Origin of the sequence: Sphaerospermopsis sp. FACHB-1094 (assembly GCF_014696195.1) — a bacterium.
Lineage (GTDB): Bacteria > Cyanobacteriota > Cyanobacteriia > Cyanobacteriales > Nostocaceae > Sphaerospermopsis > Sphaerospermopsis kisseleviana.
Genome location: NZ_JACJPT010000028.1, coordinates 29,200 through 54,508 on the forward strand (window position 1 = coordinate 29,200; position 25,309 = coordinate 54,508).

24 protein-coding genes and 2 pseudogenes are annotated in these 25,309 nt (G+C 37.8%); 15 read left to right on the top strand and 11 right to left on the bottom strand.

Going from position 1 to position 25,309, the window contains the following annotated elements:
• The first annotated feature begins 119 nt into the window (after positions 1–119).
• Complete coding sequence (locus tag H6F47_RS11210; protein ID WP_137667018.1) at positions 120–1,037, top strand: ABC transporter permease; 918 nt, start codon at positions 120–122, stop codon at positions 1,035–1,037.
• 83 nt (positions 1,038–1,120) lie between these two features.
• Here H6F47_RS11210 and cobS read toward each other — a convergent pair whose 3' ends face one another.
• A complete protein-coding gene (gene cobS, locus H6F47_RS11215; RefSeq protein WP_190649224.1) occupies positions 1,121–1,909 on the bottom strand; it encodes an adenosylcobinamide-GDP ribazoletransferase in 789 nt (262 codons plus the stop codon).
• Positions 1,910–2,097: 188 nt separating this feature from the next.
• Here cobS and H6F47_RS11220 point away from each other — a divergent pair, with 188 nt between their 5' ends.
• From H6F47_RS11220 to H6F47_RS11245, 6 genes are all read left to right on the top strand, one after another.
• A complete protein-coding gene (locus tag H6F47_RS11220) occupies positions 2,098–2,550 on the top strand; it encodes a hypothetical protein (RefSeq protein WP_096564911.1) in 453 nt (150 codons plus the stop codon).
• A 221-nt stretch (positions 2,551–2,771) separates the two neighbouring features.
• Positions 2,772–3,896, top strand: coding sequence for a tRNA guanosine(34) transglycosylase Tgt (gene tgt / locus H6F47_RS11225; protein WP_190348230.1), 1,125 nt, complete (start codon positions 2,772–2,774; stop codon positions 3,894–3,896).
• A gap of 185 nt (positions 3,897–4,081) precedes the next feature.
• Positions 4,082–4,219, top strand: a complete 138-nt coding sequence (locus H6F47_RS11230; RefSeq protein ID WP_006195022.1) for a photosystem II reaction center protein K — start codon at positions 4,082–4,084, stop codon at positions 4,217–4,219.
• 181 nt (positions 4,220–4,400) lie between these two features.
• Entirely contained in the window at positions 4,401–4,697 is a 297-nt protein-coding gene (locus H6F47_RS11235; RefSeq protein WP_096564917.1) for a 2Fe-2S iron-sulfur cluster-binding protein, read from the top strand.
• Between the two features lie 406 nt (positions 4,698–5,103).
• The gene (gene psbM / locus H6F47_RS11240) at positions 5,104–5,217 is read left to right on the top strand and encodes a photosystem II reaction center protein PsbM (protein WP_071985120.1); all 114 of its coding nucleotides are present in this window, start codon (positions 5,104–5,106) and stop codon (positions 5,215–5,217) included.
• A 389-nt stretch (positions 5,218–5,606) separates the two neighbouring features.
• Positions 5,607–5,780 (top strand): hypothetical protein, encoded by a 174-nt coding sequence (locus tag H6F47_RS11245; protein WP_190649244.1) that lies wholly within the window; start codon positions 5,607–5,609, stop codon positions 5,778–5,780.
• On the opposite strand, the gene H6F47_RS11250 is transcribed toward H6F47_RS11245, so the two are convergent.
• Positions 5,726–6,577, bottom strand: a complete 852-nt coding sequence (locus H6F47_RS11250) for a universal stress protein (protein WP_187039124.1) — start codon at positions 6,575–6,577, stop codon at positions 5,726–5,728. The genes H6F47_RS11245 and H6F47_RS11250 overlap by 55 nt on opposite strands.
• 721 nt (positions 6,578–7,298) lie before the next feature.
• Positions 7,299–9,404 (bottom strand): M3 family metallopeptidase, encoded by a 2,106-nt coding sequence (locus H6F47_RS11255; protein ID WP_190348227.1) that lies wholly within the window; start codon positions 9,402–9,404, stop codon positions 7,299–7,301.
• A gap of 237 nt (positions 9,405–9,641) precedes the next feature.
• Between H6F47_RS11255 and H6F47_RS11260 the strand changes: the two are divergent.
• Positions 9,642–9,890: pseudogene (locus tag H6F47_RS11260) on the top strand (dienelactone hydrolase family protein); the annotation flags it as partial.
• A gap of 17 nt (positions 9,891–9,907) precedes the next feature.
• Here the strand turns inward: H6F47_RS11260 and H6F47_RS11265 are convergent.
• Entirely contained in the window at positions 9,908–10,204 is a 297-nt protein-coding gene (locus tag H6F47_RS11265) for an acylphosphatase (RefSeq protein WP_190649226.1), read from the bottom strand.
• A 232-nt stretch (positions 10,205–10,436) separates the two neighbouring features.
• Between H6F47_RS11265 and H6F47_RS11270 the strand changes: the two genes are divergently transcribed.
• Positions 10,437–10,814, top strand: coding sequence for a DUF1823 family protein (locus H6F47_RS11270; RefSeq protein ID WP_096564925.1), 378 nt, complete (start codon positions 10,437–10,439; stop codon positions 10,812–10,814).
• A gap of 730 nt (positions 10,815–11,544) precedes the next feature.
• The gene (locus tag H6F47_RS11275) at positions 11,545–12,588 is read left to right on the top strand and encodes a 3-deoxy-7-phosphoheptulonate synthase (protein WP_137668598.1); all 1,044 of its coding nucleotides are present in this window, start codon (positions 11,545–11,547) and stop codon (positions 12,586–12,588) included.
• A 112-nt stretch (positions 12,589–12,700) separates the two neighbouring features.
• Here H6F47_RS11275 and H6F47_RS11280 read toward each other — a convergent pair whose 3' ends face one another.
• On the bottom strand, positions 12,701–14,629 hold the full coding sequence (locus tag H6F47_RS11280) for an acetate--CoA ligase family protein (RefSeq protein WP_190649228.1): 1,929 nt from the start codon (positions 14,627–14,629) through the stop codon (positions 12,701–12,703).
• Between the two features lie 219 nt (positions 14,630–14,848).
• Between H6F47_RS11280 and H6F47_RS11285 the strand changes: the two genes are divergently transcribed.
• Positions 14,849–15,052, top strand: coding sequence for a hypothetical protein (locus H6F47_RS11285; protein WP_187039130.1), 204 nt, complete (start codon positions 14,849–14,851; stop codon positions 15,050–15,052).
• Positions 15,053–15,293: 241 nt separating this feature from the next.
• On the opposite strand, the gene hetI is transcribed toward H6F47_RS11285, so the two are convergent.
• Complete coding sequence (gene hetI, locus H6F47_RS11290; protein ID WP_137668596.1) at positions 15,294–16,013, bottom strand: 4'-phosphopantetheinyl transferase HetI; 720 nt, start codon at positions 16,011–16,013, stop codon at positions 15,294–15,296.
• A gap of 171 nt (positions 16,014–16,184) precedes the next feature.
• Positions 16,185–17,258 carry an alpha/beta fold hydrolase gene (locus tag H6F47_RS11295; RefSeq protein WP_190649230.1) on the bottom strand — a complete coding sequence of 358 codons (1,074 nt, stop codon included), beginning with the start codon at positions 17,256–17,258 and terminating at the stop codon, positions 16,185–16,187.
• Positions 17,259–17,415: 157 nt separating this feature from the next.
• Here H6F47_RS11295 and H6F47_RS11300 point away from each other — a divergent pair, with 157 nt between their 5' ends.
• A complete protein-coding gene (locus H6F47_RS11300; RefSeq protein ID WP_096564935.1) occupies positions 17,416–18,159 on the top strand; it encodes a response regulator transcription factor in 744 nt (247 codons plus the stop codon).
• Here the strand turns inward: H6F47_RS11300 and H6F47_RS11305 are convergent.
• On the bottom strand, positions 18,081–18,257 hold the full coding sequence (locus tag H6F47_RS11305) for a hypothetical protein (RefSeq protein ID WP_190649232.1): 177 nt from the start codon (positions 18,255–18,257) through the stop codon (positions 18,081–18,083). The genes H6F47_RS11300 and H6F47_RS11305 overlap by 79 nt on opposite strands.
• Before the next feature lie 78 nt (positions 18,258–18,335).
• Here H6F47_RS11305 and H6F47_RS27890 point away from each other — a divergent pair.
• Positions 18,336–18,449: pseudogene (locus tag H6F47_RS27890) on the top strand (RNA-guided endonuclease TnpB family protein); the annotation flags it as partial.
• 87 nt (positions 18,450–18,536) lie between these two features.
• Here H6F47_RS27890 and H6F47_RS11310 read toward each other — a convergent pair.
• The 3 genes from H6F47_RS11310 to H6F47_RS11320 all read right to left on the bottom strand — a co-directional run bounded on the left by H6F47_RS11310 (position 18,537) and on the right by H6F47_RS11320 (position 20,316).
• Positions 18,537–19,037: a PPC domain-containing protein gene (locus H6F47_RS11310; RefSeq protein ID WP_190649233.1), complete on the bottom strand. Its 501-nt coding sequence runs from the start codon at positions 19,035–19,037 to the stop codon at positions 18,537–18,539.
• A gap of 80 nt (positions 19,038–19,117) precedes the next feature.
• Positions 19,118–19,810, bottom strand: a complete 693-nt coding sequence (locus H6F47_RS11315; RefSeq protein WP_236104079.1) for a ComF family protein — start codon at positions 19,808–19,810, stop codon at positions 19,118–19,120.
• Between the two features lie 23 nt (positions 19,811–19,833).
• Positions 19,834–20,316: a GNAT family N-acetyltransferase gene (locus H6F47_RS11320; RefSeq protein ID WP_190348221.1), complete on the bottom strand. Its 483-nt coding sequence runs from the start codon at positions 20,314–20,316 to the stop codon at positions 19,834–19,836.
• A gap of 274 nt (positions 20,317–20,590) precedes the next feature.
• Between H6F47_RS11320 and smc the strand changes: the two genes are divergently transcribed.
• Together smc and H6F47_RS11330 are read left to right on the top strand one after the other, a co-directional pair.
• Entirely contained in the window at positions 20,591–24,235 is a 3,645-nt protein-coding gene (gene smc / locus H6F47_RS11325; RefSeq protein ID WP_190649236.1) for a chromosome segregation protein SMC, read from the top strand.
• A gap of 374 nt (positions 24,236–24,609) precedes the next feature.
• On the top strand, positions 24,610–25,029 hold the full coding sequence (locus H6F47_RS11330) for a hypothetical protein (RefSeq protein ID WP_190649238.1): 420 nt from the start codon (positions 24,610–24,612) through the stop codon (positions 25,027–25,029).
• The last annotated feature ends 280 nt before the right edge of the window (positions 25,030–25,309 follow it).

The following is a 25,309-nucleotide window of genomic DNA, read 5'->3' on the forward strand; positions in this document are numbered from 1 at the left end:
AATACCTAAAATAATGGCTGTTAACTGATTTTTTGCAATTACCAATTACCAATTACCAGCCCAAACAGATAATATAGAAAGAAGATAGAAAATTTAAGATCGCAAATTGGTATCAGGCTGTGTCTATTCAACTTCCTAAATCTCCCGTAGCATCCCCTAGCAATATTGCTAAAAAACCACCACAATTATATCGTCATTTTGTCCAATGGTTGCCTCCTTTATCCTTACTTGCACCATCAGGGATTTGGTTATTACTGTTGTTATTGCTGCCAACATTGATAATTTTGCAATTGAGTTTAGTTAAGGATATCAGACCAGGTGATCTTGTCAATCCTAATGGATTGGATAACTATCTTCGTATTTTAGAACCGCTGTATTTACGAGTTATCTTCAATTCCCTGTTTTTGGCAATTAATACGACAATTATTTGTTTAATTGTGGGTTTTCCAGTAGCTTATTGGATTGCCCAAATGTCACCAAAACGGTGGCGAACTTTATTATTATTAGGCTTTGTTTTGCCTTTATGGACTTCTTCTTTACTACGTTCTTATGCTTGGATTACTATTCTCCGTCCTACTGGATTATTAAATAGTTTACTTACCAGTATAGGTTTACCAGCTTTGGAATTGTTGAACCGAACTCCAGCAGTTTTAATTGGCATGAGTTACAGTTTATTACCCTATATGGTTTTAGTATTGTATGCTTCTTTAGAAAAATTAGATCGACGTTTATTAGAAGCTGCTGCTGATTTGGGTGCAAACCCAGTACAAACTTTTTTGAAAGTGACAGTACCCCAAGTTTTTCCCGGTATTGCTGCTGGTTCTTTGTTGGTATTTATTACAGCATTGGGAGATTTTATTGATCCAGAATTATTGGGTGGTGCTTCCAGTATGACTGCTGCAAGGTTGGTTTATAATCAGTTTCTCGGTGCTACTCAAAATTGGGGTTTTGGTTCAGCTTTGAGTATGACTTTGATTTTGGTGGTGAGTATTGCCTTAGCGGTAGCTTACCGTTCGCGCAGCGTGCCGAAGGCATAGGTATCGCCCTGGTGATTAAATTTGGTATTTAGTTTCAATCACAAAAATATAGTCAAATATAGTCAAACATAGTCAATTACCAATTACCCATTACCCAAAGTCATTACACATAAAAACAAAGCCTCAGTCCATTCAACCACAGCACCGTAAGTATCTCCAGTGTGTCCACCCAGCTTATAGTTAAACCAACAAGGGACTAAAAGAGCGATCGCACTACCCCCCAACACCATAAATACAGATAACAATAGATTTTGGGAATTAACAACCCAAACTAAAATACTCAAACCCAACAATAAAAACCAACTCGGTAAAATATCTGCATAAGAACGAATTGCCTGTTTATGAAATGCACCTTTACCAGTAGGTTTCAGATAGGGATATCGCAAAATCGCTACTTGTTGTCCCCAACGTCCCCAACCACAGGCCGCCATTAAGATTAAATAACGGTTTTCCGAAATATCCATTAAAGCTGCGGTTTTCAACAACAAAATAGCGATCGCTACCATTGCCCCAAAAGCACCAGTAGCACTATCAGCCATTACCTGTAACCTCTTTTCAGGATCACCTACTGCTAAACCATCAGCAGTATCCATTGCACCATCTAAATGTAAACCACCCGTAATTGCGATCCAGGTGACAACCACCAAAGCAGTCCGAGTTAATACGGGGATATGTAAGTAATTAAAAATGAAATCTAATAAACCTAACATTCCCCCGATCATCAAACCCACAACCGGAGCAAAAACAGCAACATTGCCAAAATCCAAGCCTGAGATGTAGGGTAAAGGAATAGATGTGTAAAATATAATAGAGGCTATTACCTGTAATAATTTATCTTGACAAACTTGCAATAGTTGAAAAATATATACCATAGCGAAAACTCAACTTCAGAGGAGAATAGAAACTGACTGTAAAAAGTTAGAGGAAATTGAGTAGTTTCCATAGACGATCGCTATGTAAAGTTGATATTTTGTAAATATAGGGTTTTGTCCAGTGAAAAAGCTAGGCATTGACTTTTCATCTGTGTTGTCACTCACCTTCCCTCAATCGCTAATACTCTATGAGTTATCATCTACCCAATATCAAAATACCAGCCCCGTGTATTGTCAACACCGGCGTAATTGTAAATAAACTCGACATCCGCAGACTCTTAACAGATTTAGGTCGAGTTCACTACATCTACAGCCAAGAGAACAAGCTACTGAGCGAAGGTGATGGGGATGTGATGGAAGTATTTGCCCATCCGCAAAGGTCTACAATAGTTGCTAACAACGCTCTGTATCTGAATATAGATAGTTTTGACTATCTAGAACTACAACAATCACCTGAACAAGAAACATACTTTGATTTATTCCAAGAAGAGTTTTGTTTGCGTCTGATTCCACTCTCTACACCTTTACAAGAAAGATGCGATCGCCAATTTAACGCCGGTGCAATAGAAGCAATGATGGATCAGGTGTTATCCGCTCGATGGGATGCGGAAATTGATGACGATTGCTCTGATTGTTTCTAACTCCGAAATATAATATACCCACTAGGACTGTAATACATAGCAGGGTCTCACCCCCAATTTTTGGGATGATGGCAGGAGGTAGGAGGCAGAAGGCAGGAGGCAGGAGATATTTATTTTGGATATTAGATTTTGGATTGTTTTTGTCAACTCTAATCTAAAATCTAAAATCTAAAATCTAAAATTTTCTTCCCCAATCACCAATCACCAATTACCAATTACCAATGTCCAAATTCTCTTTTCAACTCCTAGCTACCTGTAGTCAAACCAAAGCCAGAGTCGGTGTGTTTTCTACCCCTCATGGTATTGTGGAAACTCCCAGATTTATGCCTGTGGGAACATTGGCAACTGTAAAAACTATTACCCCGGCTCAACTCAAGGATACAGGGGCGCAAATGGTTTTATCTAATACCTATCATTTGCACCTGCAACCAGGAGAAAATATTGTTGCCGGTGGTGGTGGACTGCATAAGTTCATGGGCTGGAATGGTCCGATGCTCACAGACTCTGGCGGTTTTCAGGTTTTCAGTCTCAGCGAAATGCGAAAAATTACAGAAGAAGGTGTAACTTTTCGTTCGCCCCATGATGGACAAATTATTAAACTAACGCCAGAACGTTCCATAGAAATACAGAATACTCTGGGTGCTGATGTGATCATGGCGTTTGATGAATGTCCACCCTATCCCGCTACCCGTCAAGAGGTGGAAGCAGCGACGGATCGGACTTATCGCTGGTTAGAAAGGTGCATAGCAGCACATCAAAGAACTGATCAAGCTTTGTTTCCCATTGTTCAAGGTGGTGTATATTTAGATTTACGCGCCCGTGCTGCCTCAGAGTTGGCTAAGTTGGATATGCCTGGTTTTGCTATTGGTGGGGTGAGTGTGGGTGAACCACCGGAGTTAATGGCACAGATAGTTAAAGCGACAACACCTTTGTTACCAGCAAATAAACCCCGGTATTTGATGGGTGTGGGAACTTATAAAGAAATGGCTATTGCGATCGCTTCAGGTATAGATTTATTTGATTGTGTGATTCCTACCCGATGGGCGCGACATGGAACAGCGATAGTTAACGGTGAAAGATGGAATCTGAAAAATGCCAAGTTTCGCGAAGATTTTACACCATTAGATGAAACTTGCCCTTGTTATGCTTGCACAAATTTCACCCGTGCTTATATTTCCCATTTAGTGCGATCGCAAGAAATCTTAGCTTATACATTATTAAGTATTCACAACATCACCGAACTGATCCGCTTCACCCAAAAAATTAGAGAATCAATTTTAAGCGATCGCTTCGTTCAAGACTTCGGACACTGGCTAAAAGAGGAAGAGGTGACAGGTGACAGGTGACAGGAGGCAGGGGAGCAGAGGAGGCAGGGGAAGCAGGGGAAGCAGGGGAAGCAGGGGAAGCAGGGGAAGCAGGGGAAGCAGGGGAAGATTAATAACCCAATCACCAATTCCCAATTCCCAAACCATGTTAATATACTCCTCAAATATGAAAGCTGTGTTGGATTATTAGGTGGATAGAAAAAAACATGGAAGCAGCACTTTTATTAGCAAAACTGCCCGAAGCGTACCAAATTTTTGATCCTTTGGTAGATGTACTCCCAGTTATTCCTGTATTCTTCCTGTTGCTTGCTTTTGTTTGGCAAGCTGCTGTTGGTTTCAGGTAAATTAATCTGGTTTCAATTTTTTGGACAGGGATTATACACCTGTCCTATTTTTTCAAGATCTATTTTTAATAAAATTTGTATTTTTTAATGTTTTGCAATAAATTCACCCAATTAAGTAAAATACTGTAACAACCACTAACTAAAAATTAACAAAAATTTACCACTCACACAGGAAACAACTATGGGAAATATTAAGTTTGTCAACGAGAATAAAGAAGTAATTGCGGCTGATGGTGCAAACCTGCGGCTCAAAGCAATGGAAAATGGGATTGATATTTATAAATTTTGGGGAAAAATGACCAATTGCGGTGGTTATGGACAATGTGCCACCTGTATTGTGGAAGTAGTAGAAGGGCTGGAAAACCTCTCACCCCGTACTGATGTAGAAAAGCGGAAATTTAAGAACAAACCAGATAACTATCGTCTTGCGTGCCAAACCCTAGTTAACGGACCTGTTAGCGTAGTTACTAAACCTTAACGAAGGCAGGAGGCAGGAGGCAGGAAGAGGCCTATTGTACGGGGGGTGAATGTGATATATTAGTCTTGAGTTCAAGAAGCGTAGATCCTTGGAAAGTGGTGAAAGTCCTGATCTGAGAGTGCGGAGAGTTAGAATTAACCTAACCATAGCTCCTGTGTGGCAGGAAATCCTATAAATTAGACGAAATAAAACATTTTCAAGAGTAGCTAATCAAATCAGAACTGAAAAAAGGTAAAATTAGTTCGGAAATCTATCTCAGATTAGAAACCGAATAGTGCGGCTTGTAGTTAGCCCTGTAAGGTGTAAGACCTTACCAAGCTAGAAATATTTGACTATATTTTTAGTAACTATAATGCTATTCTAAAATTGTTGACTGAAAATCAATTTAGAGAGAGGCTATCTTGCCATGCAAGTTAATGACCTGGGCTTTGTAGCAAGCATCTTATTTGTGCTTGTTCCTGCCGTATTTTTAATAATTCTTTACATCCAAACTGCCAGCCGCGAAGGTGGTAAAAACTAACAGTTTGGTAATTGGTAATTGGTAATTGGTAATTGGTAATTGGTAATTGGTAATTGGTAATTGAGCTAGTCCTAAGCTGACTATTTTATAGATAAAACTGTACTTATGTTGACAAGCATTGACATAAGTGAGTTAAGAAAATCACCCACTTGATATATAATCCTACGATATCAAGTATTGAATTAAGACTATTGCCAACGCGAAAACCAAGCAATGATAGCGGTAGTCTTTCTTGTAAATCTTAACTTGAGAAATATCGCGTCTGGCTAAGGCGTGCAAGTCTACTGAGGGATAACTGCTCCCATGCTCCCGTTGAAGTAGAAAGTAAAGTCTAGCTTTGTCTAGGTTTTATATAGCAGAAAGAAAGCAAAAGGCAAGAGAAAAAAGAATTGAAGAATAAAGAATTAATTTTTCTTCCCCTGCTTCCCCAGTCACCAGTCACCAGTCACCAGTCACCAGTCACCAGTCCCCAGTCACCAGTCCCCAGTCCCCAGTCCCCAGTCCCTATTTATGCAACAGTTCTAGCCAACAATACTGGACAAGTGGCATTAACACGCACATAGTCAGATAAAGAAGCGCCAACAAGTCGATCCAAATCTACAAAACTCTTAGCAATAGATGGCCGACGATCTGGAGAACCTAACAACAATAAGTCTACATTGAGTTCTTCAGCTAAACGACAAATTTCTTCACCTGGTTTGCCACTACTTGTTACACAACGCACAGAAACACCTTGTCTTTCCGCTGCTGTTACAGCATTTCCCAACACTGTATCTTTTTCTGGTTTAATATCAGCAATACCTGATAATTTACTGCCCAAGTCTGTATTGATATTAGCCAACATTAACTGACCACCACTAACATCTCTGAGCAAAAATAAGGCTAAGTTCAAACAATTTTGGGAAGCATCAGAATTATCTATTGCCACCATTACACGCTTAATTCTTTTGACATAAATGTCATCTTTAACCAGCAACATGGGACGAGAAGACAATTGGAAAACATACTGACTGACAGAGTTAGCTAAAATTGATTGCAGTCGTTTCAGTCCTCTTGAACCCATGATAATCAAGTCAGCTTCTATTTCATCAGCGACTTGACAAACTACATCTTTGGGATCTCCTTGGCGTAAAATAGAAGAAACCCGACTGGGATCTAAATCCAAAGACTGAATTGCATTAGCTAGGATCTTACCACCTTCTTCCCATTTATCTGTCATTGCCGCAGCAGTAGTTTGTGAAGGTACAACGTGCAGAACTGTAACTTTTGCAGATTGGATAGATGGCAGTTCTTTCAATGTCTTCATCATTTCTTCTGCGTGTCCTAGTCCAGAGACAGCCAGCAAAATTTTTTGTATCATTGTCCGTAATTGTTCTTAAGGTTTCTTTGGGTTGCGCTGCCAGTACCGAGCATCAGAACTGATGTTCTCAATTTATCTGAAAAACCTAGTTAGCAAATGAACGCAAATAAATTTTAGTTATTAGTTATTAGTCTTTAGTTATTAGTCTTGAGTCATTACAACCAAAACTTACCAATGAGTAGAAAACTAATAAAACTTTAAGTTTGTTTGCGCTTAGTTACTGAAAATTGCCCCCAGGTTTTTCCTAGATTCAGCATACTCTCAATTTAGCCTAATTAAGTTTACGAAATATAATGTTATTTATTATTTTTAATCTATATTCATTTTTGTTGATGAGAAATTAGTAAAGAAATACAACAGAAATTAAATTCTCACTATATTAACTTTTCTGAGGAGCTATTCCTAAGCTGACAATCTTATTGTCAAAATATAATTATTTTGACTTATTTTGACAAATATTGACACAATTGAGTTAATAAGTACCCAGGCAAAATTAATTGCACATAGTGTTTTTATTTTTTTAGTTAAACTGTAGAAATACCCAAGCAAAATTAATTTAACATATAGATATTGAGTGAAAACAAAAGTGTCTGTATTCCTAAATTCCTGTTCCCCGTTCTCTGTTCCCTCTCCTAACTGTAAAATTTATTTTATTTATTTTCCACAAAGAAAGATATTGGGAATGTTGGGTTTCCTTACGTCAACCCAACCATAGAATCTTTTAGGTAGCAGCCAACAAACCATTATGCTTAAGTAAAGCAGTTGTTTTTGGTTCACGACCCCGGAAGGCTTTAAAAATTTCCATTGGGTGCATACTACCACCCATAGCTAAGATCGTATCTCGATAGAGCCTACCAGTATCATGTATTGCCACTTCATCTTCTAAATCCGCTTCTTCAAAAGCAGCAAAAGCATCAGCACTTAGAACTTCAGCCCACTTATAGCTATAGTATCCAGCCGCATAGCCCCCTTCAAAGATGTGACCGAAAGCACATAAAAAGGCATCCTCAGGCAATGGTGGTAAAACAGTAGTAGTTTTGGCAATTCGTTCACGGACATCTATGGGAGTTTCATCACCACCAGGACGATAGCGGTAATGTAGTTCCATGTCCACACTGCTGAGGTGAATTTGCCGTAACATTGCCGAACCACTCATGTAATTACGGGCTGCTAACAGCTTTTGATAATAATGCTCTGGTAATGGTTCACCTGTTTCGTAGTGTTTAGCCATACTGAATAAGGTGGGACGGTCATAACACCAATTTTCCATAAATTGGCTAGGTAATTCTATTGCATCCCACTCCACATTATTAATACCTGCTGCGCCAGTATAATCAACCTTGGTGAGCATATGGTGTAAACCATGTCCAAATTCGTGGAACAAAGTTTCTACATCATCAAAAGTCATCAAACTTGGTTTATTATCCACTGGGGGAGTTTGGTTACAAATCAAATAAGCTACTGGTAAGCGGGTGCTAGTTATACCCCGTTCTGTGATTTTGCTGCGATGAATACAAGCTTCCATCCAAGCACCACCACGTTTTTCGGCAGGACGAATGTAGGGATCGAGATAAAAGTAAGCAATGGGAGTACCATTTTTATCAGAAATTTGGAAATAACGGACATCCTCATGCCAAACTGGAGCTTGACCATCAGCAGGTGTCACAGTCACACCAAATAGCCGTTTAATTAGTCCAAATAAGCCATCAAGAACTTGGGGAAGGGGGAAATAAGGACGTAATTCCTCTTCAGTAAAAGCGAATTTGGCTTCTCTTTGACGTTCTGCCCAAAAACTGATGTCCCAGTGTTGCAAATCTTCCACTTCTGCTGCTTTCTGAGATTTAGCAAAATCTTTGAGTGCTTCTAAATCTTTAACAGCAGCATCATAACTAGCTTGACGCAGTTCTTCTAACAGCTTTTCCACGGCTGGGACATTTTTCGCCATTTTACTAGCTAAACTCAGTTCGGCAAAATTTTCAAAGCCCAGTAACTTTGCCAATTCTTGCCGTAACTGTAAAATTTTTTCAATGAGAGGGTTGTTATTTAATTCCCCAGAGGAAGCACGGGTAATATAAGCTTTGTATAATTTTTCCCGTAAATCCCGACGGGTGCTGTGTTGCATGAAGGGAAAATAACTGGGAAAATCTAATGTGATGTGCCAAGGTCCATTTTCTGGGGTGGCCTGTTCTTCCCCGGCAATGCGAGCCGCCTGAGCAGCTAAACTGATTAAGCTACTGGGTAAACCGTCAATTTCTGCTTTGGTTGTTAAAACTAGACTAAAGGCTGAGGTAGCATCCAAAAGATTATTAGCAAAATCTGTAGCCAGTTCTGCTAATTGCATTTGAATCACATTAAAACGCTCTCGTGCTTCTCCTTCCAAACCCACACCAGATAATTTTGCATCTCGAATCGCTGCTTCTACAATGCGTTGCTGGGCAGATTCTAAGGTTTCCCAGGTATCACTGGCACGGAGGGCTTTAAAAGCCTTGTAAATCGGTTTGCTTTGTCCAAGGGTGTTAATAAAGTGTACTACTTGTGGCTGAACCTTTTGATATGCTATACGTAAATCAGGGCTATTTTTGACACCCATTAAATGGTTGAGTATACCCCAACTCCAGTACAGCTTTTCTGTTAACTTTTCTAGAGGTTCTACTAAACCAGTCCATGTAGGCTCTACATTAGTTTCTAATATAGCTAGTTGTTGTTGCAATTCTGTTAACAGATGTTTAAAAGCAGGTTCTACTTGCTCTGGTGTAATATCTGCAAATGGCGGTAAACCTCTGCCTTGGAGTAGGGGGTTTTGAGAAATAATAGCAGTTGCACTCATGGTTTTATGTTAGTAGCCGATCAATAGGCAGAACAACAATGACTTTTATTTATATAACTAATAATGTAACGTAACTACACAATTTAGCCTTGCTAGAATGGCATTCTTATAAATTTCTCAAAATCAGCCAGAAAGGAGAAGCAAAATTTTCCCAGTAATAGATAAGGCATAAATAGGTTTTTTCATGATTTTACAGGGATAATTTACCATAATCAGTGTTTTAGTATTTACAAAGTCATAAAAATTCTGCTTTCTGTTTTCTTTACACCTGTGGTTGTATTGCTGACTTGTATGGATGTATTAGCAGCAATTAACATCAAAAAAATTGGATACAAACAAGAAAAGACAGTTTTAAAAGGTTATTTGGCTTATGATGACTCGCTCAAGGGTAAGCCTCCAGGTGTGTTGGTGGTTCATGAATGGAATGGTTTGCAGTCTTATGCTAAACAACGAACTGAGCATTTAGCAAAGCTGGGTTATGTAGCTGCTATTATTAACAGCAGCTAACGCCTCACTTCAAAGCCCCGCAAACCTTCTGGGTGTTCATACTCAACTGTAACTTCCTTTACCATTGCCGCAGGTGGTCCTGCATGACACCAACGCACCATTTCCTCTACAATTTCTTTAGCACCCTCAAAAACTGCTTCCACTCGACTATCTGGGAGATTTCGCACCCAACCAGTTAACCCCAACTGGGTAGCAGTATCTACAGTGGCGTAACGATACCCCACACCTTGAACTCTGCCAGTAATGAAGACATGGGCGCGGATTAGTTTTGGTAATGGTGCTGTAGATTGCATAAAAAAGTCTGGTTTCAGGAGACAGTAAGCAGAAATTAACAGTTTCTAGTATTTTACGATTTCAGGTTTACTTTTTAATCTGCAACTTTGTTGGTACAGTTGGGTTTCTCGGTTGTCACTGATAAAGCTTTAATTTCACCCCTAAAACGCTAAAATCTTCTAGGTTACTGACTGAGTTTACAACTGACAACTGACAACTGACAACAAAACACGGACAAAATTCAAATTACTTATGTCTAACTTGCCACCACTCAATAAAGAAACAATTTGGGATATTATCAACGATAATATTGATGATACTACTGTTAACCAATTGGTATGGTATCACTTGGGTTATCGTTATGATGCTAACACTGAAAAATGGGATACTAGCCAAGTAGCACCAGAATGGGTGGCTGAATATCCAGAACCTGGGAACTTTATTGAGTCTCGCCCAGCAACAATGAAATTAACTCGTTCTATTCCCCAAGAAAATAAACAACTGCTCAAACAAAAACTAGGTTTTAAAGGTTACAAAATCGGAGAATTTGGTCCTCGGCAAACTCGCAGGGCAACTATGGCAGGTTGGTTATTAAGTTATATGATGATCACTACTGGTAAAATTGAATAATATGATATTTGGTGATTGGTGATTGGTGATTGGTGATTGGGAAAAATCAACCAGTTACCAAAAGCTGATTTTGATATAATTGATTTTTAATAAAATTTCCTAGAACACCGATTCATTAATCGTAAGGGCGTTCGCGTAGTGTGCCGAATGCATAGCATTCGGAAAGAATATCAATTGTTTCAACGATAGGTTATCACCCGAATGCTTTGCCCCTACAAGATGAAAACAGATTACCTAGCATTACTGAATCGACGATCTAGCATCTGGGCGACAAAAATATACATAAACAATATACATAAACATAGATTTTTTCCTAAAAATCTGCTTTTTTATAGATTCATGTTTTTTGATTTTTATGTATTGTTGAACTAGATCACAATAATGCACGTAATTACTTAATGGTAATTAGTGATTAGTCAAGTCTCATCAAATCTAACTAATTTTTCAGGTTTTCATTTTTCTGAGAACTAATTACTATTTTTCTCAATACTGGATATTCTGAATACTAGATATCCTGACTTCTCTATTATAGATACAGCATCTCAATTAAAACATAGCCCGAAAGAGCGTTTTACTCCTGACTCCTGACTCCTGTACGGGCAACCACGGGGGGTTGCCACTACTGACTCCTGACTCCTGACTCCTGATGTATCTTGTATTTTTCCTGAAAAATGTGTATAGTATTCCTTTACACAATACAGCGCATTACACAAGTTTAGAGTTTTACACCATGATCAACAAATTAATTAACACTAATATTAAGAGTTCGCACGTTTTATTAACTCCTAATCAAGTTAAAGAAAAATTGCCTTTAACTAAATCTGCTGAACATACAATTTTGCAATTCAGACAGGAAATAGAACATATTCTTGATTTTAAAGATAGCAGAAAATTCATTGTAGTTGGTCCTTGTTCTATACATGATCCTAAAGCGGCGATAGAATATGCTGAGAAGTTGAAAGTTATAGCTGATAAAGTGCATGATAAATTGTTGCTGATCATGCGGGTTTATTTTGAAAAACCTAGAACTACTGTAGGTTGGAAAGGATTAATTAACGATCCCGATATGGATGATTCTTTTCATGTAGAAAGAGGGATTTTAATTGCTCGGAGTTTATTATTAAAATTGGCAGAATTAGGATTACCAACAGCAACGGAAGCACTTGATCCGATTATTCCTCAATATATCAGTGAATTGGTTTGTTGGTCAGCAATTGGAGCGAGGACAACTGAATCACAAACTCACCGCGAAATGGCCAGTGGTCTTTCCATGCCGGTGGGTTTTAAAAATGGTACAGATGGTAATATTAATGTGGCTTTGAATGCTCTCAAATCAGCGCAAACTCCACATAATTTTTTAGGAATTAACCAAAAGGGACAGGTGAGTGTATTTCAAACAAGAGGTAATTCTCATGGTCATGTAATTTTGCGGGGTGGAAGTCAGCCTAATTATGATCCGGAGAATGTGAAATTGGTAGAGGAACAATTAAAAGCCGCAGGTTTACCACCAAGAATAGTCATTGATTGCAGTCATGGTAACACCAATAAAGATTATAGATTGCAATCTGCGGTGTTAGAAAATATAATTCAGCAAATAGTTGCTGGTAATAATTCAATTTTGGGAATGATGCTGGAATCAAATTTATATGAAGGTAATCAACCAATTACAGGAAAACGGGAAGAATTACAATATGGTGTTTCAGTAACTGACAAATGTATTAGTTGGGAAGAAACAGAAAGAATTATTTTAGCTGCTCATGCCAAACTCAAGTAAAGTTAGGAGGCAGGAGAATTTTAGATTTTAGATTTTAGATTTTAGATTGGATTCATGAAATACAATCCAAAATCCAAAATCCAAAATCCAAAATCCAAAATTGTATCCCCAATCACCAATCACCTGCTATAGTAATTGTTTGTTCAATTGCTGGTAGATAAACATTGAAAAAATCTGTTTCTACGTCTAAAATTAAATCTTCGCTTGCTCCTTTATGTAGAATAGAAACATTGTTGTCTTTCTTAATGATCACAATCGAACCATCTATGGCATCTCTTAATAATATCATTTCTGTTTCTGTAGGATTATCCAATACCACAATATTACTACCTTTGTAAACCATTCCTTCTGATTCTAGAGTATCTTCTGCGTATTCAGCAATTAATAAATCAAGCTGAGGATGACGCAACAAAGTTTGTATATTGCGATTGTATTCTTGACTCCAAAATTTTTGGCAACGATTGATAAATATTCCCTCGCGACACACAGCACCTATTTTCATTTGTGGATGTTGTAAAAGAATCTGATCAATTATTGCTTGTAATTCAAGTACAGTAATTTTATTAAACGTAATAATTGGTATTCTGGCATCTTGGGCAGATGGAAAAAAGGTTGATAAAATATGGGCAGGAACATCAACACTTGTACCAATCGCGGGGTTAAGGTGCATGAAAATACCTGGTGCAGCGTTAATTTCTAAGATGGCAAAATTACCATTCTTCCAAGAGTGGGAAATATTTTTAGTAATCACATCAATGCCTAAACAAGTAAGGCGAAAATGTTGGGCAATTTCTTCTGCTAAGATAATATTATCAGGATGAATTTTATTGGTAGCATTAATGCTGATACCACCGGATGAGATATTAGCAACTTTGGTAAGATAAATAATGCGATCGCGTTCAATTATACTATCCACATCTAATCTTTGTTCATATAAATATCGTTCCATCGCTTCATCAATGACTATCTTACTCATGGATGATGTGGGTGTATCTCTCCGTTCTGGTTTGCGATTTTCTTTTTTAATTAATTCTCTAATTGTTGAATATCCATTACCCACAACCGATGGTGGCCTACGTTCTGTAGCAGCGACAAATTTACCATTGACACACAATAAACGAAAATCCCTTCCTGATATACTTTGCTCCATAATAATTCTAATTGATTCATCTTCGGGAATTGCTAATACTGCAAAATTATAAGCAGATTTCAATTTTCTAGAATCATTTACATTAGGAGTTACACCAATTCCTTTATGACCCACTACAGGTTTAATTGCCACTGGATAACCGATTTTTCTAGCTATATCTAACGCTTCTGTTTCTGAAGTTACAATATCACCCTTTGGCACGGGAAAACCCAATCTTTCTAAAAATTCTTTACAATCATCTTTGCGGGTAGTAAATTCAGAATCTAGATGACTATCAATATCAAAAGTTGTTGCTACTCCTCGCACTTGTTTTTTACCATAACCATATTGCATTAATCCTTCTTCCCATAAATAGCAAGTAGGAATACCTTGTTGATATGCAGCTTGCCATAAAGCATAAACTGTTGGTCCACCATAAACAGATTCTCGGAACTTATTTTGCAATTTAATTAACCGTTCCTCAAAGGGGAAATACTCATCTTTAGTAATACTTTCCAACCAATCCCAAACCAAGTACACTACTGCTCTTGCTGTGCCTTCATGTAGTGCTTGAATGGCAATTCTTACATAGGAATGATATGCTGTGATACTCCAAAGATTCAGGTATAAACCTATATCTAATTTGCTCACTTCGGAAACAATATGGGCAAATAAATCAGCATATAATTGATATGTTTGCTCCGCTAAGTGCGGATAAAAATCACTGATAACATCAATATAATCCTCTATCGGTAGAGGATCTTGAAATTCAGTCAAAGAAAAATCAAATACTAGCGCCCCTGTATCTAAATAAGGGTTGGGTCCAATATAATACTTGAAGTTAAAAATATCAAATACATCAGTTCTTCTAGCATTGATGCGGATGACATCGGTACTTTGCTCTTGAACCATTGATTTTCGATTTATTGACAATTTTTGAGGTTATTTAGCCAAGTTCAACTTACTCCTATTATGAATAAGATTCAGCTATCTCAGGGCATAATTTCCATTTAATTAAAGTTTCTGAAATCACGCTTAAGAGAATCAAGATAAAAATAATACTGGGGATAGATTTAATGAAGTTACTTTTTCAATAAAAGAAAAACAGGTAATTCAGAAGATATCTTAGTTATGAATAACACACATTCTGCTCTCAGAAATGAAGTTAGAGAATTGGCTGAGGAAGCATTTCACCGCAAGTTAATTTCAGGATATGGAGATGGGCAAAATATGAATGAATACCAAATTGTTTATCAAGGAAAACCTAGACATATATCGTTAGAACAAGCTCGGCTTTTTTTGATAGATTTAATTTATAGACACCAAATTCATTAAAGAATTTATAGACACCAAATTCATTACAGCTATTTTCAGGTAAATAAACCACATTTTGATTTAGGTTTCGCATCAACAATGTAGGGGCGAAGCATTCGGACAATTAATTATCGGTTTTTACCTAAGACTATCATCCGAATGCTTCGCCCTTACTATGGTCTAAAGACATGAAAACTGCTGTAAATAGGGCAGGCAAGATGCCCACCCCACAAAATATAGCTCCCCCATTATGTTGATCTACCTATAATTGCCAAAATTGGAAATTATTGCTATGATTATCTACAACAACCGCAGCAACAAAATTATCTGCTGGTAGTAATTCTTTCAATTGCCAATTTCCTGAAACTTTTAACTGAGCAGGTTCTGTAGGTGTTAATTCAATTCCGATTTGTTCTAATTGAATTAAACCATCTCCCGTGGCTTTTAAATAAGCTTCTTTACAAGTCCAGTAACGAAAAAATACTTGTTGTTTTTGTTCAGGTGTAAGTAATTTAATTACTGCATATTCTTGGGGTAAAAAGAAACGTCGAGCAAGATTTTCTAAATCAGACATTGGGCGAATAAATTCTAAATCTACCCCAATTAATCTTTGATAACTTACGCCACACAAACCCAAATCTTGCGAATGTGACAAATTAAAAAATATTCCTGAATCAGCAAACTTAGCTGCTAAAATTGGTTTGCCCCGTTGTTGATAATCAAATTCTAATTGAGACGGTTCTACACCTAAATAACTTCCTAAAATAGTCCGCAGACTACCACGCCCAACAATAAAACGCTGTCGATGTTCAGGAAAATAAAACCTTTCTGCACGAGCAACTTCATCACTAGATAAAGTTTCTCTGAAAGATTGTATCTGTGATTCAGACTGCTGTAAGTTTATTTTCCAGATATGCACATCATCAGATAACAATACTAATTTTTTAGGTGCAGGTAGCCAGTTTGAGGGAAAGTTATTCACAACTAATTCACAACTAAAAAGTTTGGGTTATAGATAATTAATTCTTCAAAAAATCAGGTATGTTTGATCAATACTACCTGATAAACCTAAGCACTACATTGATGAAAGAATAGGGTCTAAAACTCCGCCTTTGAAAGCGAAAATTTTTGGGAGATTTATGATAAATACCCCTTATAATAACAGACTCCTGTCTTCTGCCTTCTGCCTCCTGCCTTCATTAATTCCTATCCATTCTAAAATACGATTCCAAGCCCACCATTGATCAGGATCTTGGGATTGAATTTGACACTTTTTACTACTTATATAACCTACATGACCACCGTAGGATGTAAGTAACAAATCTATAGCAGGATTTTTGGCACTGGCAACTTTTAAATCATCAACAAGATCGGGATGAAATAAGGGATCATCAGCAGCATAAATAATTAAAGTTGGTTTTTGCAACAGAGGTAACAGATGTAAACCACTGCTGGTCTGATAATATTCTTCCACAGAACTAAAACCCAAGCGGCCAATGACAAGTTCTTCATCAAATCCCCAAATGCTATTTGCTCTTTCTATTGCTGCCGAATCAAAAGAATTATCATGAGTATGATGTAATTTCCAGGCTAGTTTTTTTAATTCTCCAGCAATGCGGGATTCAACATACTTACCAAAAGGGTGAGTGACTAAATAAGTGAGCGATCGCAACGAATCTAAACTAGGACAAATCACTGCTCCTCCAGCAATGTCTATATCTTGTAATTTAAAATCTTGTGCTGCTTTGATTCCCCACAGCGCCAATTGTCCCCCTAGAGAATACCCTGTAAACCTGCATTTTGGAGGACAACCCATTGCTACCGCTTGCTGGGCAATTCTGACAAAATCTTCCCCTTCATACAACCCATCAGAAGTTAAAGTTGGGGATAATTCTGCCGTTTTACCATGCGCCCGCCAATCAAAGAGAACCACAGCATAACCTTGAGAGTATGCTTTACGTCCCAACAATCTTAAAAACCATTGTTGTTCTAACTCTCCTGTAATACCATAAGTGCCAATAATTGTGCTGTGGGCATTTTCGGGTATGGCAACCCAACCGAAAATTGGTACATCCTGCCCTCCCGTAAATACAACCTGCTGATACAGTGGTTCTGGATGTGGAGTTGTACTTTCCCAATCACGTCCTGCCCATAAAGCAGTGTAAGCAGTCATGGCAGCACCATTTCGCAAGAAATAGGGCGGACTGTAGGTAGAGTTACACACCATATATTAATTTTCGTGTAAATTAGTATTGTTTTCACAATCTCTAATTTTAATATTTATGTTGGATTTTAAATCTTTTTTTACAATCAAAAAAGTAATCTTTGTATCTCTCAAAGGTTCTTAATTTATCCTTAAATAAAGTAGTCATAATTTTTTAATAATGCCCAGGATTCTTGTCATAGATGATGACCCAGCGATTTCAGAACTTGTTGCCGTCAACTTGGAAATGGCTGGCTACGATGTTAGTCAAGCTGAAGATGGCATCAAAGGTCAGGCGCTGGCGCTCCAGTTACAACCCGACTTGATCATGCTTGATCTGATGTTGCCCAAAGTAGACGGTTTTACCATTTGCCAGCGTTTACGTCGGGATGATCGCACATCTGAAATTCCGGTTTTAATGCTGACAGCATTAAACCAAACTCAATATAAAGTTGAGGGTTTCAATGCTGGCGCAGATGACTACTTGACCAAACCTTTTGAAGTAGAAGAAATGCTGGCACGAGTGCGGGCTTTGTTACGACGTACTGACCGCATTCCCCAAGCCGCAAAACACAGTGAAATTCTTAACTATGGTTCTCTTACCCTCGTTCCAGAAAGATTTGAGGCCATTTGGTTTGGTGAAACTGTAAAACTGACTCATTTAGAATTTGAGTTGCTTCATTGCTTGCTTCAGCGTCATGGACAAACAGTTTCTCCCAGTGAAATTTTGCGAGAAGTTTGGGGTTATGACCCTGATGATGACATTGAAACTATTCGGGTGCATATTCGCCACTTGAGAACTAAACTCGAACCAGATCCTCGCCATCCCTGCTACATTAAGACGGTTTATGGTGCAGGATACTGTCTAGAGTTGCCCAGCGCACCACCATCAAGTGAGGGAACTACCGCTACATTAGTTGAGTGATATGGGAACTGGGGACTGGGGACTGGGGACTGGGGACTGGGGACTGGGGACTGGGGACTGGGGATAGTTAATTTTGACACTCTCCGGGCTGAAGCCACGGAGATTCTTGGTTCAACGAGTCCACTTAGATTAGATCCCTTGCGGTGTCTAACAAGCGAGGTGGTTCTCTCCCCAAGCAGTGCCTACGGTTTTGGATGGACAATCAAAATGTTAAACCCTACGACCTGAATAAGTATACTGCTGTATTAGCGTCGGAATTTGATTTTGCTGAGAAATTAAATTCAATGGCTACTTCAAAAATCTAGGCTTGTTGGTGCAATATTCAACATTGTTTAGTAAATAATCAATCAGGACAATGCTCTCCATCTCCCCACACCCTACTTAACTGCTTGCAGTTTTGTCACCTTGAGTTTAAAGTTACCAACCCCAGTTTCTCCAAAAGACCGGACACGAACAATATAATTTCCTGTTTCGGTGATGCGGGTAAACAGGAGAGAATTACTTGTACCATCAGGTCCATCATCATTTTCTGCCACCGTTGAACCATCAGGACCTAAAAGAGTAATAATAGTGTCAAAGTTTTCAGATGACAAATCAATTGCTAAATTATCACCTTTATTTAATTTGACTGTATAATCACGCGCAAACCCCCCTTGACCTGTGGGAATGTCTGTAGCTTTTAATGTATCAGCAATTTCTGAACTACTATTTAAGGGAATGGGTTTATATAAATTATTTGTATTTGTATTTGTATTTGTATTTGTATTTGCATTATTCGTATTTTGAGCAAATACTGTATTTATACTGATTAAAATTGTCAGTATACTTACAGGAAAGATAATTATTTTTTTTAAACCCACTGCAAAACCTTTGTTCATAAATGAAAACATTTTTCCCTCAAACACAGGGTATAATTTTGTTAATTATAGATTTATCACCCACAAGTTGCCCATTAACTCTAGGCTGATCTATCTTTACCCGTTGTGGCTACAGCAGCTACCCCCAATACAGAAATATGACCTTGATTAAGTGTATATACAGCAGATTTGACGGTTGCGCCAGTAGTATAAATATCATCTACTAACAGCACGGGTGCATCTGGACGAATACGGCTAAAATCCGATCCTAGAGCAAAAGCATCTGCTAAATTTTGTTCTCGTTCTGCACCGGATACGCTAAATTGTGCTTTTGTATCTTTAACTCTGGCTAACCCATTTGATTTTAATTTTAACCCAGTGATCTGACAAAATCCTTGGGCGATTATTTCAGCTTGATTAAAACCCCTTTCTTTGAGCTTTTTTGGGTGAAGTGGTATGGGTACAATTACAGGTTTTTGATTTTTTAATGTACAATTTAATATCCATGATTCTCCTAGATACTGACCCAATAACCGCCCCATTTCTGGCTGGTTTTCATATTTCATGACGGCGATCGCCCTTTTTAATGTTCCTCCATAACTCCCCCAACTAAACACGGGTAAAGGTTGTTTCCATAAGACATTGGGGTTTTGCAGATGGCAGCTTTGTAATTGTTTATTACAATATTGACAAAGTTGCTGTTTTGTGTTTCGCTGGCAGATAGGGCAATTGTTCTGTAAAAACAAATTTAGTAAATTTTTAAACATAGTAATTGCTAATTGCTGATTGGTCATTAGTTATTTTTCCCAGTCACCAGTCACCTCAAGTATTTCACATACACGCGATCGCATCTTTTTGTTTCCACTCCTGTCGCGGGGATATATCCATTATTCTCATAAAGCTGGACTGCTTCTTTTAAGACGCTGGCTGTTTCTATCCAAATTTGTTTAAATCCGCGTTTTTCTATAGTTAATTCTAGCTGCTGTAATAAATATTTTCCTAAACCTAAACCACGAATTTCTGGTAAAAGATACATTTTTCTGATTTCTACAGCCTGTTCTCCCCGTTTTATGGGATAATATGCCCCTGTACCTACTATTTTGTTTTGGTGTTCAATTACCCAAAATTCACCACCAACAGCTAAGTAATATTCCTCAATTTCTAAAACGTCTCTATCTGCACCGTCTGCTTCCCAACCTAAGCCATATTCTGCTAAGACTGTACTAATTACGTTTGCTGCTGCTGTGCAATCGCTCTTTTGCCAGTCACGAATGATAAAGTTTTGGTACAATAGTTTCATATTGATTAGGGAATTAAGAGGAACGAACCACAAAGTACGCAAAGTACACAAAGGAAGGATGTTTTCGAGAGATTTTTTGTGTCAGAGGTTGGATTTAAAATCTAAGTTAAATATTAAGTTAAATATTAAGTTAAATATTAAGGTAAGTTGTTAGTATTAATTATCAGAATCAATCTAAAATCCAAAATCTAAAATTCCTAAACAGTTGCAAATATTAAAAAATAATTGATACACTTGTTCCTTTATACCAGTTTACAGTGAAGCAGCGCCCATAATGGTGCATATCAAGCGGGTTGAACTTACTAATTTTAAGTCTTTCGGTGGTACAACTTCTGTCCCTTTACTACCGGGTTGTACTGTCATTTCTGGTCCTAACGGATCGGGAAAGTCAAATATTCTGGATGCGTTGCTGTTCTGCTTAGGACTATCCAGTTCTAAGGGTATGCGTGCTGATAAATTGCCAGATTTGGTTAATAATAATCAAGTCGCTAAAGGACGTAATGCCATTGAGGCTATTGTAACTGTTACTTTTGATATTTCTGATATTGTCTCACGCAAAGACGCAAAGGCGCAGAGTGAGGAAGATCAGGAAGTTGAGGAAGTTAGGGAAGTAGAGGAAGCGGAAAATAATTCCCAGTCACCAGTCACCAGTCCCCAGTCACCAACTGAGTGGAGTGTTACTCGACGTTTACGGGTTAACTCTCAGGGTGGTTATACTTCTAATTATTATATTAATGGGTCTTCTTGTACTTTGACTGAGTTACATGAGGAGTTGGAAAATTTAAGAATTTACCCTGAAGGTTATAATGTGGTTTTGCAGGGTGATGTCACCAGCATTATTTCTATGAATGCTAGGGAACGTCGAGAAATTATTGATGAGTTAGCTGGTGTTGCTGCGTTTGATAGAAAGATTAATCAAGCTAAGGGAACTTTAGATGAGGTTAAGGAAAAGGAAGATAGTTGTAAAATTATAGAAGGGGAGTTGACTTTACAACGCGATCGCCTTTATCAAGATAAGCTAAAAGCAGAAAAATATCGTCAGTTAAAACAGGAGTTTCAAGAAAAGCAATCTTGGGAATCTGTGTTATCATGGCGTTCTCTCCAAGCACAACAGGAAAAGTTAGCAACGGATATTCAAGCTGGTGATGTTGCGTTTACTCAAATTTCTGAAAGTTTAAATACTGTCAATCAAAATATTGATCAACAAAGTACACTTCTCAATGAATTAAATGCTCATGTAAAATCTTTGGGTGAGGATCAGCTTTTAGCGGTTCAGTCTACTTTTGCAACCAAAGAAGCGGAACGCAAGCAACTTCAACGACAAAAGGGTGAGCTAGAGTCTCATTTACAGGAAACTGTTAAACGGTTAAACCAAACTCAACAGGAAATTCAAGAGTATCAGGTTTCTCTCCAACAAAATCAACAACAATATAATTCAGCAAGTTTAAATTTAACGTCTTTGCAAAATGGACGCAATCAAGCACGAGAAAAGTTAGAATCATCTCGTCAAGTTGCTGCGGAAATTGCTACCGCTTCGGAAGTTTGGGTACAACAACAAACAGCTTTAAGTCGGCAAATTGAAACTTTACTGCAAACTATTGAACCTCAAAGAACTGAGCAAGCACAACTGAGAGAAAGGAATTTTCAGTTACAGGAACTTATTACAGAAGAATCTCAGATTCTTGCTGATTTAGAACCACAATTGACAGAAAAACAAGCAGAATGCGAAAAATTAGAAGTTGAGTTTAACGGTTCTAGTAAACCGATTCAAAATTTAGCAGAGAATTTAGCAGCGACAGATCAAGAATTACAAATACAACAAGATACCCAAAAACGTTTATTACAAGAACAACGCGATAAACAACGTCAGCTAGATAAACTGGAAGCACAAACCCAAGCACAGCAAGAAGTACAGGGAACTCAAGCAAGTAAAATTATTATTCAATCTGGGTTACCCGGTTTATGTGGGTTGGTGGTAGATTTGGGTAAGGTTGACTCTCGCTATCATCTGGCTTTGGAAACTGCTGCGGGTGCAAGATTAGGTCATATAGTAGTAGAAGATGATCGTGTTGCTGCTGCGGGAATTGAATTATTAAAACAAAAACGTGCGGGAAGAGCAACTTTTTTACCTTTGAATAAAATAAAAGCTTCTAAGTTTACCCCAGATTTAACACTGCGTTATGTTGATGGTTTTGTTGAATATGCGATGAATCTGGTAGAGTGCGAGCAGCGTTATCAAGAAGTTTTTAAGTATGTTTTTGGAAATACAGTAGTTTTCAGAACTTTGGAACAAGCGAGAACTCAAATCGGACTTTATCGCATTGTTACCTTAGATGGGGAATTATTAGAAACTAGCGGTGCTATGACTGGTGGTAGTAATACGCAACGCTCAAGTTTAAAATTTGGCACTGGTGAACAAAAAGAATCTGAGGAAGTTGTCAATTTAAGGACGCGACTAGGAGATATTGAAAGAGTTTTAGAACGTTGTGCAGAAGCTATCACTAATTTATCTGCTCGTAGTAAACAACTAAGTTTGGAGTTAACGGAAGCAAGACAAGGGCGCAGAGAACAACAATTATATTTAGAACAGTTAAAAAAAGAGGTAAAAACCTTAAACGCGCAGTTAGAAAATACCCGCTCTCAACTATCCCAAAATACTGAAAAATTCAATCATGCTCAAACTCGGTTAGAAGTTCTAGATCGGGAATTACCAGATCAAGAAAATCAACTGCAACAATTACGACACACCTTAGCTGAGTTGGAAGCATCGCAAACCCCCAGCGAATGGCAAGAAATTCAAGCTACCATTAGAGAACAAGAGCAGCAATTACAACAAAAAGAAACTACTGTCAGGGAAGTAGAACAAAGATTGCAAAACCTGGAAAATCAGAAACAGCGTTTACAAGAGAAAATTACCGAATCAGAAACGCGAGTTATTGAATATCAAAATGAAAAAACTAATCTTGAAAGTCAACAGTCAACAGTTAACAGTCAACTTGCAGAACTGAATACTCAAATTACCGCAACTCAAGCTAGTTTAAAAGAACTTGAGCAGAATTTAGGTGAGGAGAAAAAGAAACGAGATACAGCAGAACAGGAATTAAGAGATTTAATATTACGTCAACAAAAATTACAATGGGAAATTGAGAAGCTGCAACAAACCCAAGAAAAACGCAGAGAAGATTTAACCACATTGCAAGCGCAATTGCAAACCTTAGCCGCAGAATTACCCAACCCCTTACCAGAAGTACCGGATAAAGTAGATTTAGAAGAATTGCAGAAAGAATTACGCAGTTTAGGCAAACGTTTACAGGCAATGGAACCCGTAAATATGTTAGCCTTGACTGATTATGAAATAGTAGAAGGACGTTTACAAGAACTAACCCAGAAATTAGAAACTTTAGAAGCAGAAAGAACAGAATTATTATTAAGAATTGAGAATTTTACCACTTTACGACAAACTGCTTTTAAAGAAGCTTTCGACGCAGTAAACGAGAACTTTCAATCAATTTTTGCCACCTTATCCGATGGTGACGGTTATTTACAACTTGATAACCCGGAAGATCCCTTTATTAGTGGTTTAAACTTAGTTGCACACCCCAAAGGAAAACCCGTACAACGTTTAGCATCCATGTCTGGGGGAGAAAAATCTTTAACTGCATTAAGTTTTATTTTCTCACTGCAACGTTATCGCCCATCCCCATTTTACGCCTTTGATGAGGTGGATATGTTTTTGGATGGGGCAAATGTGGAAAGATTAGCGAAAATGATTCAACAACAAGCACAACAAGCGCAGTTTATTGTTGTGAGTCTGCGTCGTCCGATGATAGAATCGGCACAGAGGACAATAGGGGTGACTCAAGCTAGAGGTGCTTATACTCAGGTTTTGGGTATTAAATTGAAATCATCTGACAATTGAAGCAGTTCAGAGGATTATGTAAGATATTTACTTGTGAGGCGATCGCTGTATAAAAAATCATTAAGGAAAGCTAAATGAATACACCTATTCTGTCGATCATGCAGCTACATCCAGACGATAAACCTGAATTTCCAATATTACGGAATAGTGATCTGCTGATCATTTTCAATAGTTTAATCTTTTATCATGCGGATTTATGTACATTTTACCAAATGTATTATTCTCAGCATGTTTAACAAAATAACCATGTTGAAAGCCTTACAAAAGAGTTAAAGGAAATCAAAAAAAAATATGACGAATCTTCAGATGAGGATGAACTAGCGCAACTTGAAATTTCGTTTTCCAGGGTAAGGGAATTCATCTATAACAATGATTTGATGTTAGCCCGAACTAAATACTTTGCAAACAGTTCGTTTGTTATTTCACTTTGGGCAACAGTTGAACAATTTACTAGTCGAATCCTACTCTCTTTAGAAAAACAGCTTGGTATGGCTTATTCCGAGTCTTCGCACGTTTGGGATAAAAAAATAGCACGATACAAGAAATTGAATATTGACATAACTACTTATCTTAATTATCAAAATATTGATGAATGCAGAGTTCTGAATAATAAAATCAAGCATGTAGGAAAAGTTGATGACGCTTTGGCAAAGTTTTCATTCTTTTCAGACCTCAAGAATAAATCTTTGGAAGAGATAGAATATGATTTGCAACGGTATTCAAAGTCGGTCTTTGAGTACATTGGATTTGTTTCGGAGAGAGCGGACAGTGCGATCGCTCGTAGGTTAGATTGATAAAGTGCGATCGCTAATTGTTTTTAAGTTTAATCAGCGATCGCTCAAATTAGAATGATAAACCGAGATTGTTTATCATATATTGAATAGACAACATATATTAGACAACCATTCAAGTATGGGAGCTATCTATGTTGTTACAAGAACTTAAAGAGCAGATATTTAAACTACCATCAAGCGATCGCCTAACGCCTTAAATCGCCAATATAAGCCCCAATTTGTTTAAGTCCCTGCAAAACTTGGATACGTTCTGATGTATTTTCAAGTAACCGATAAGTAT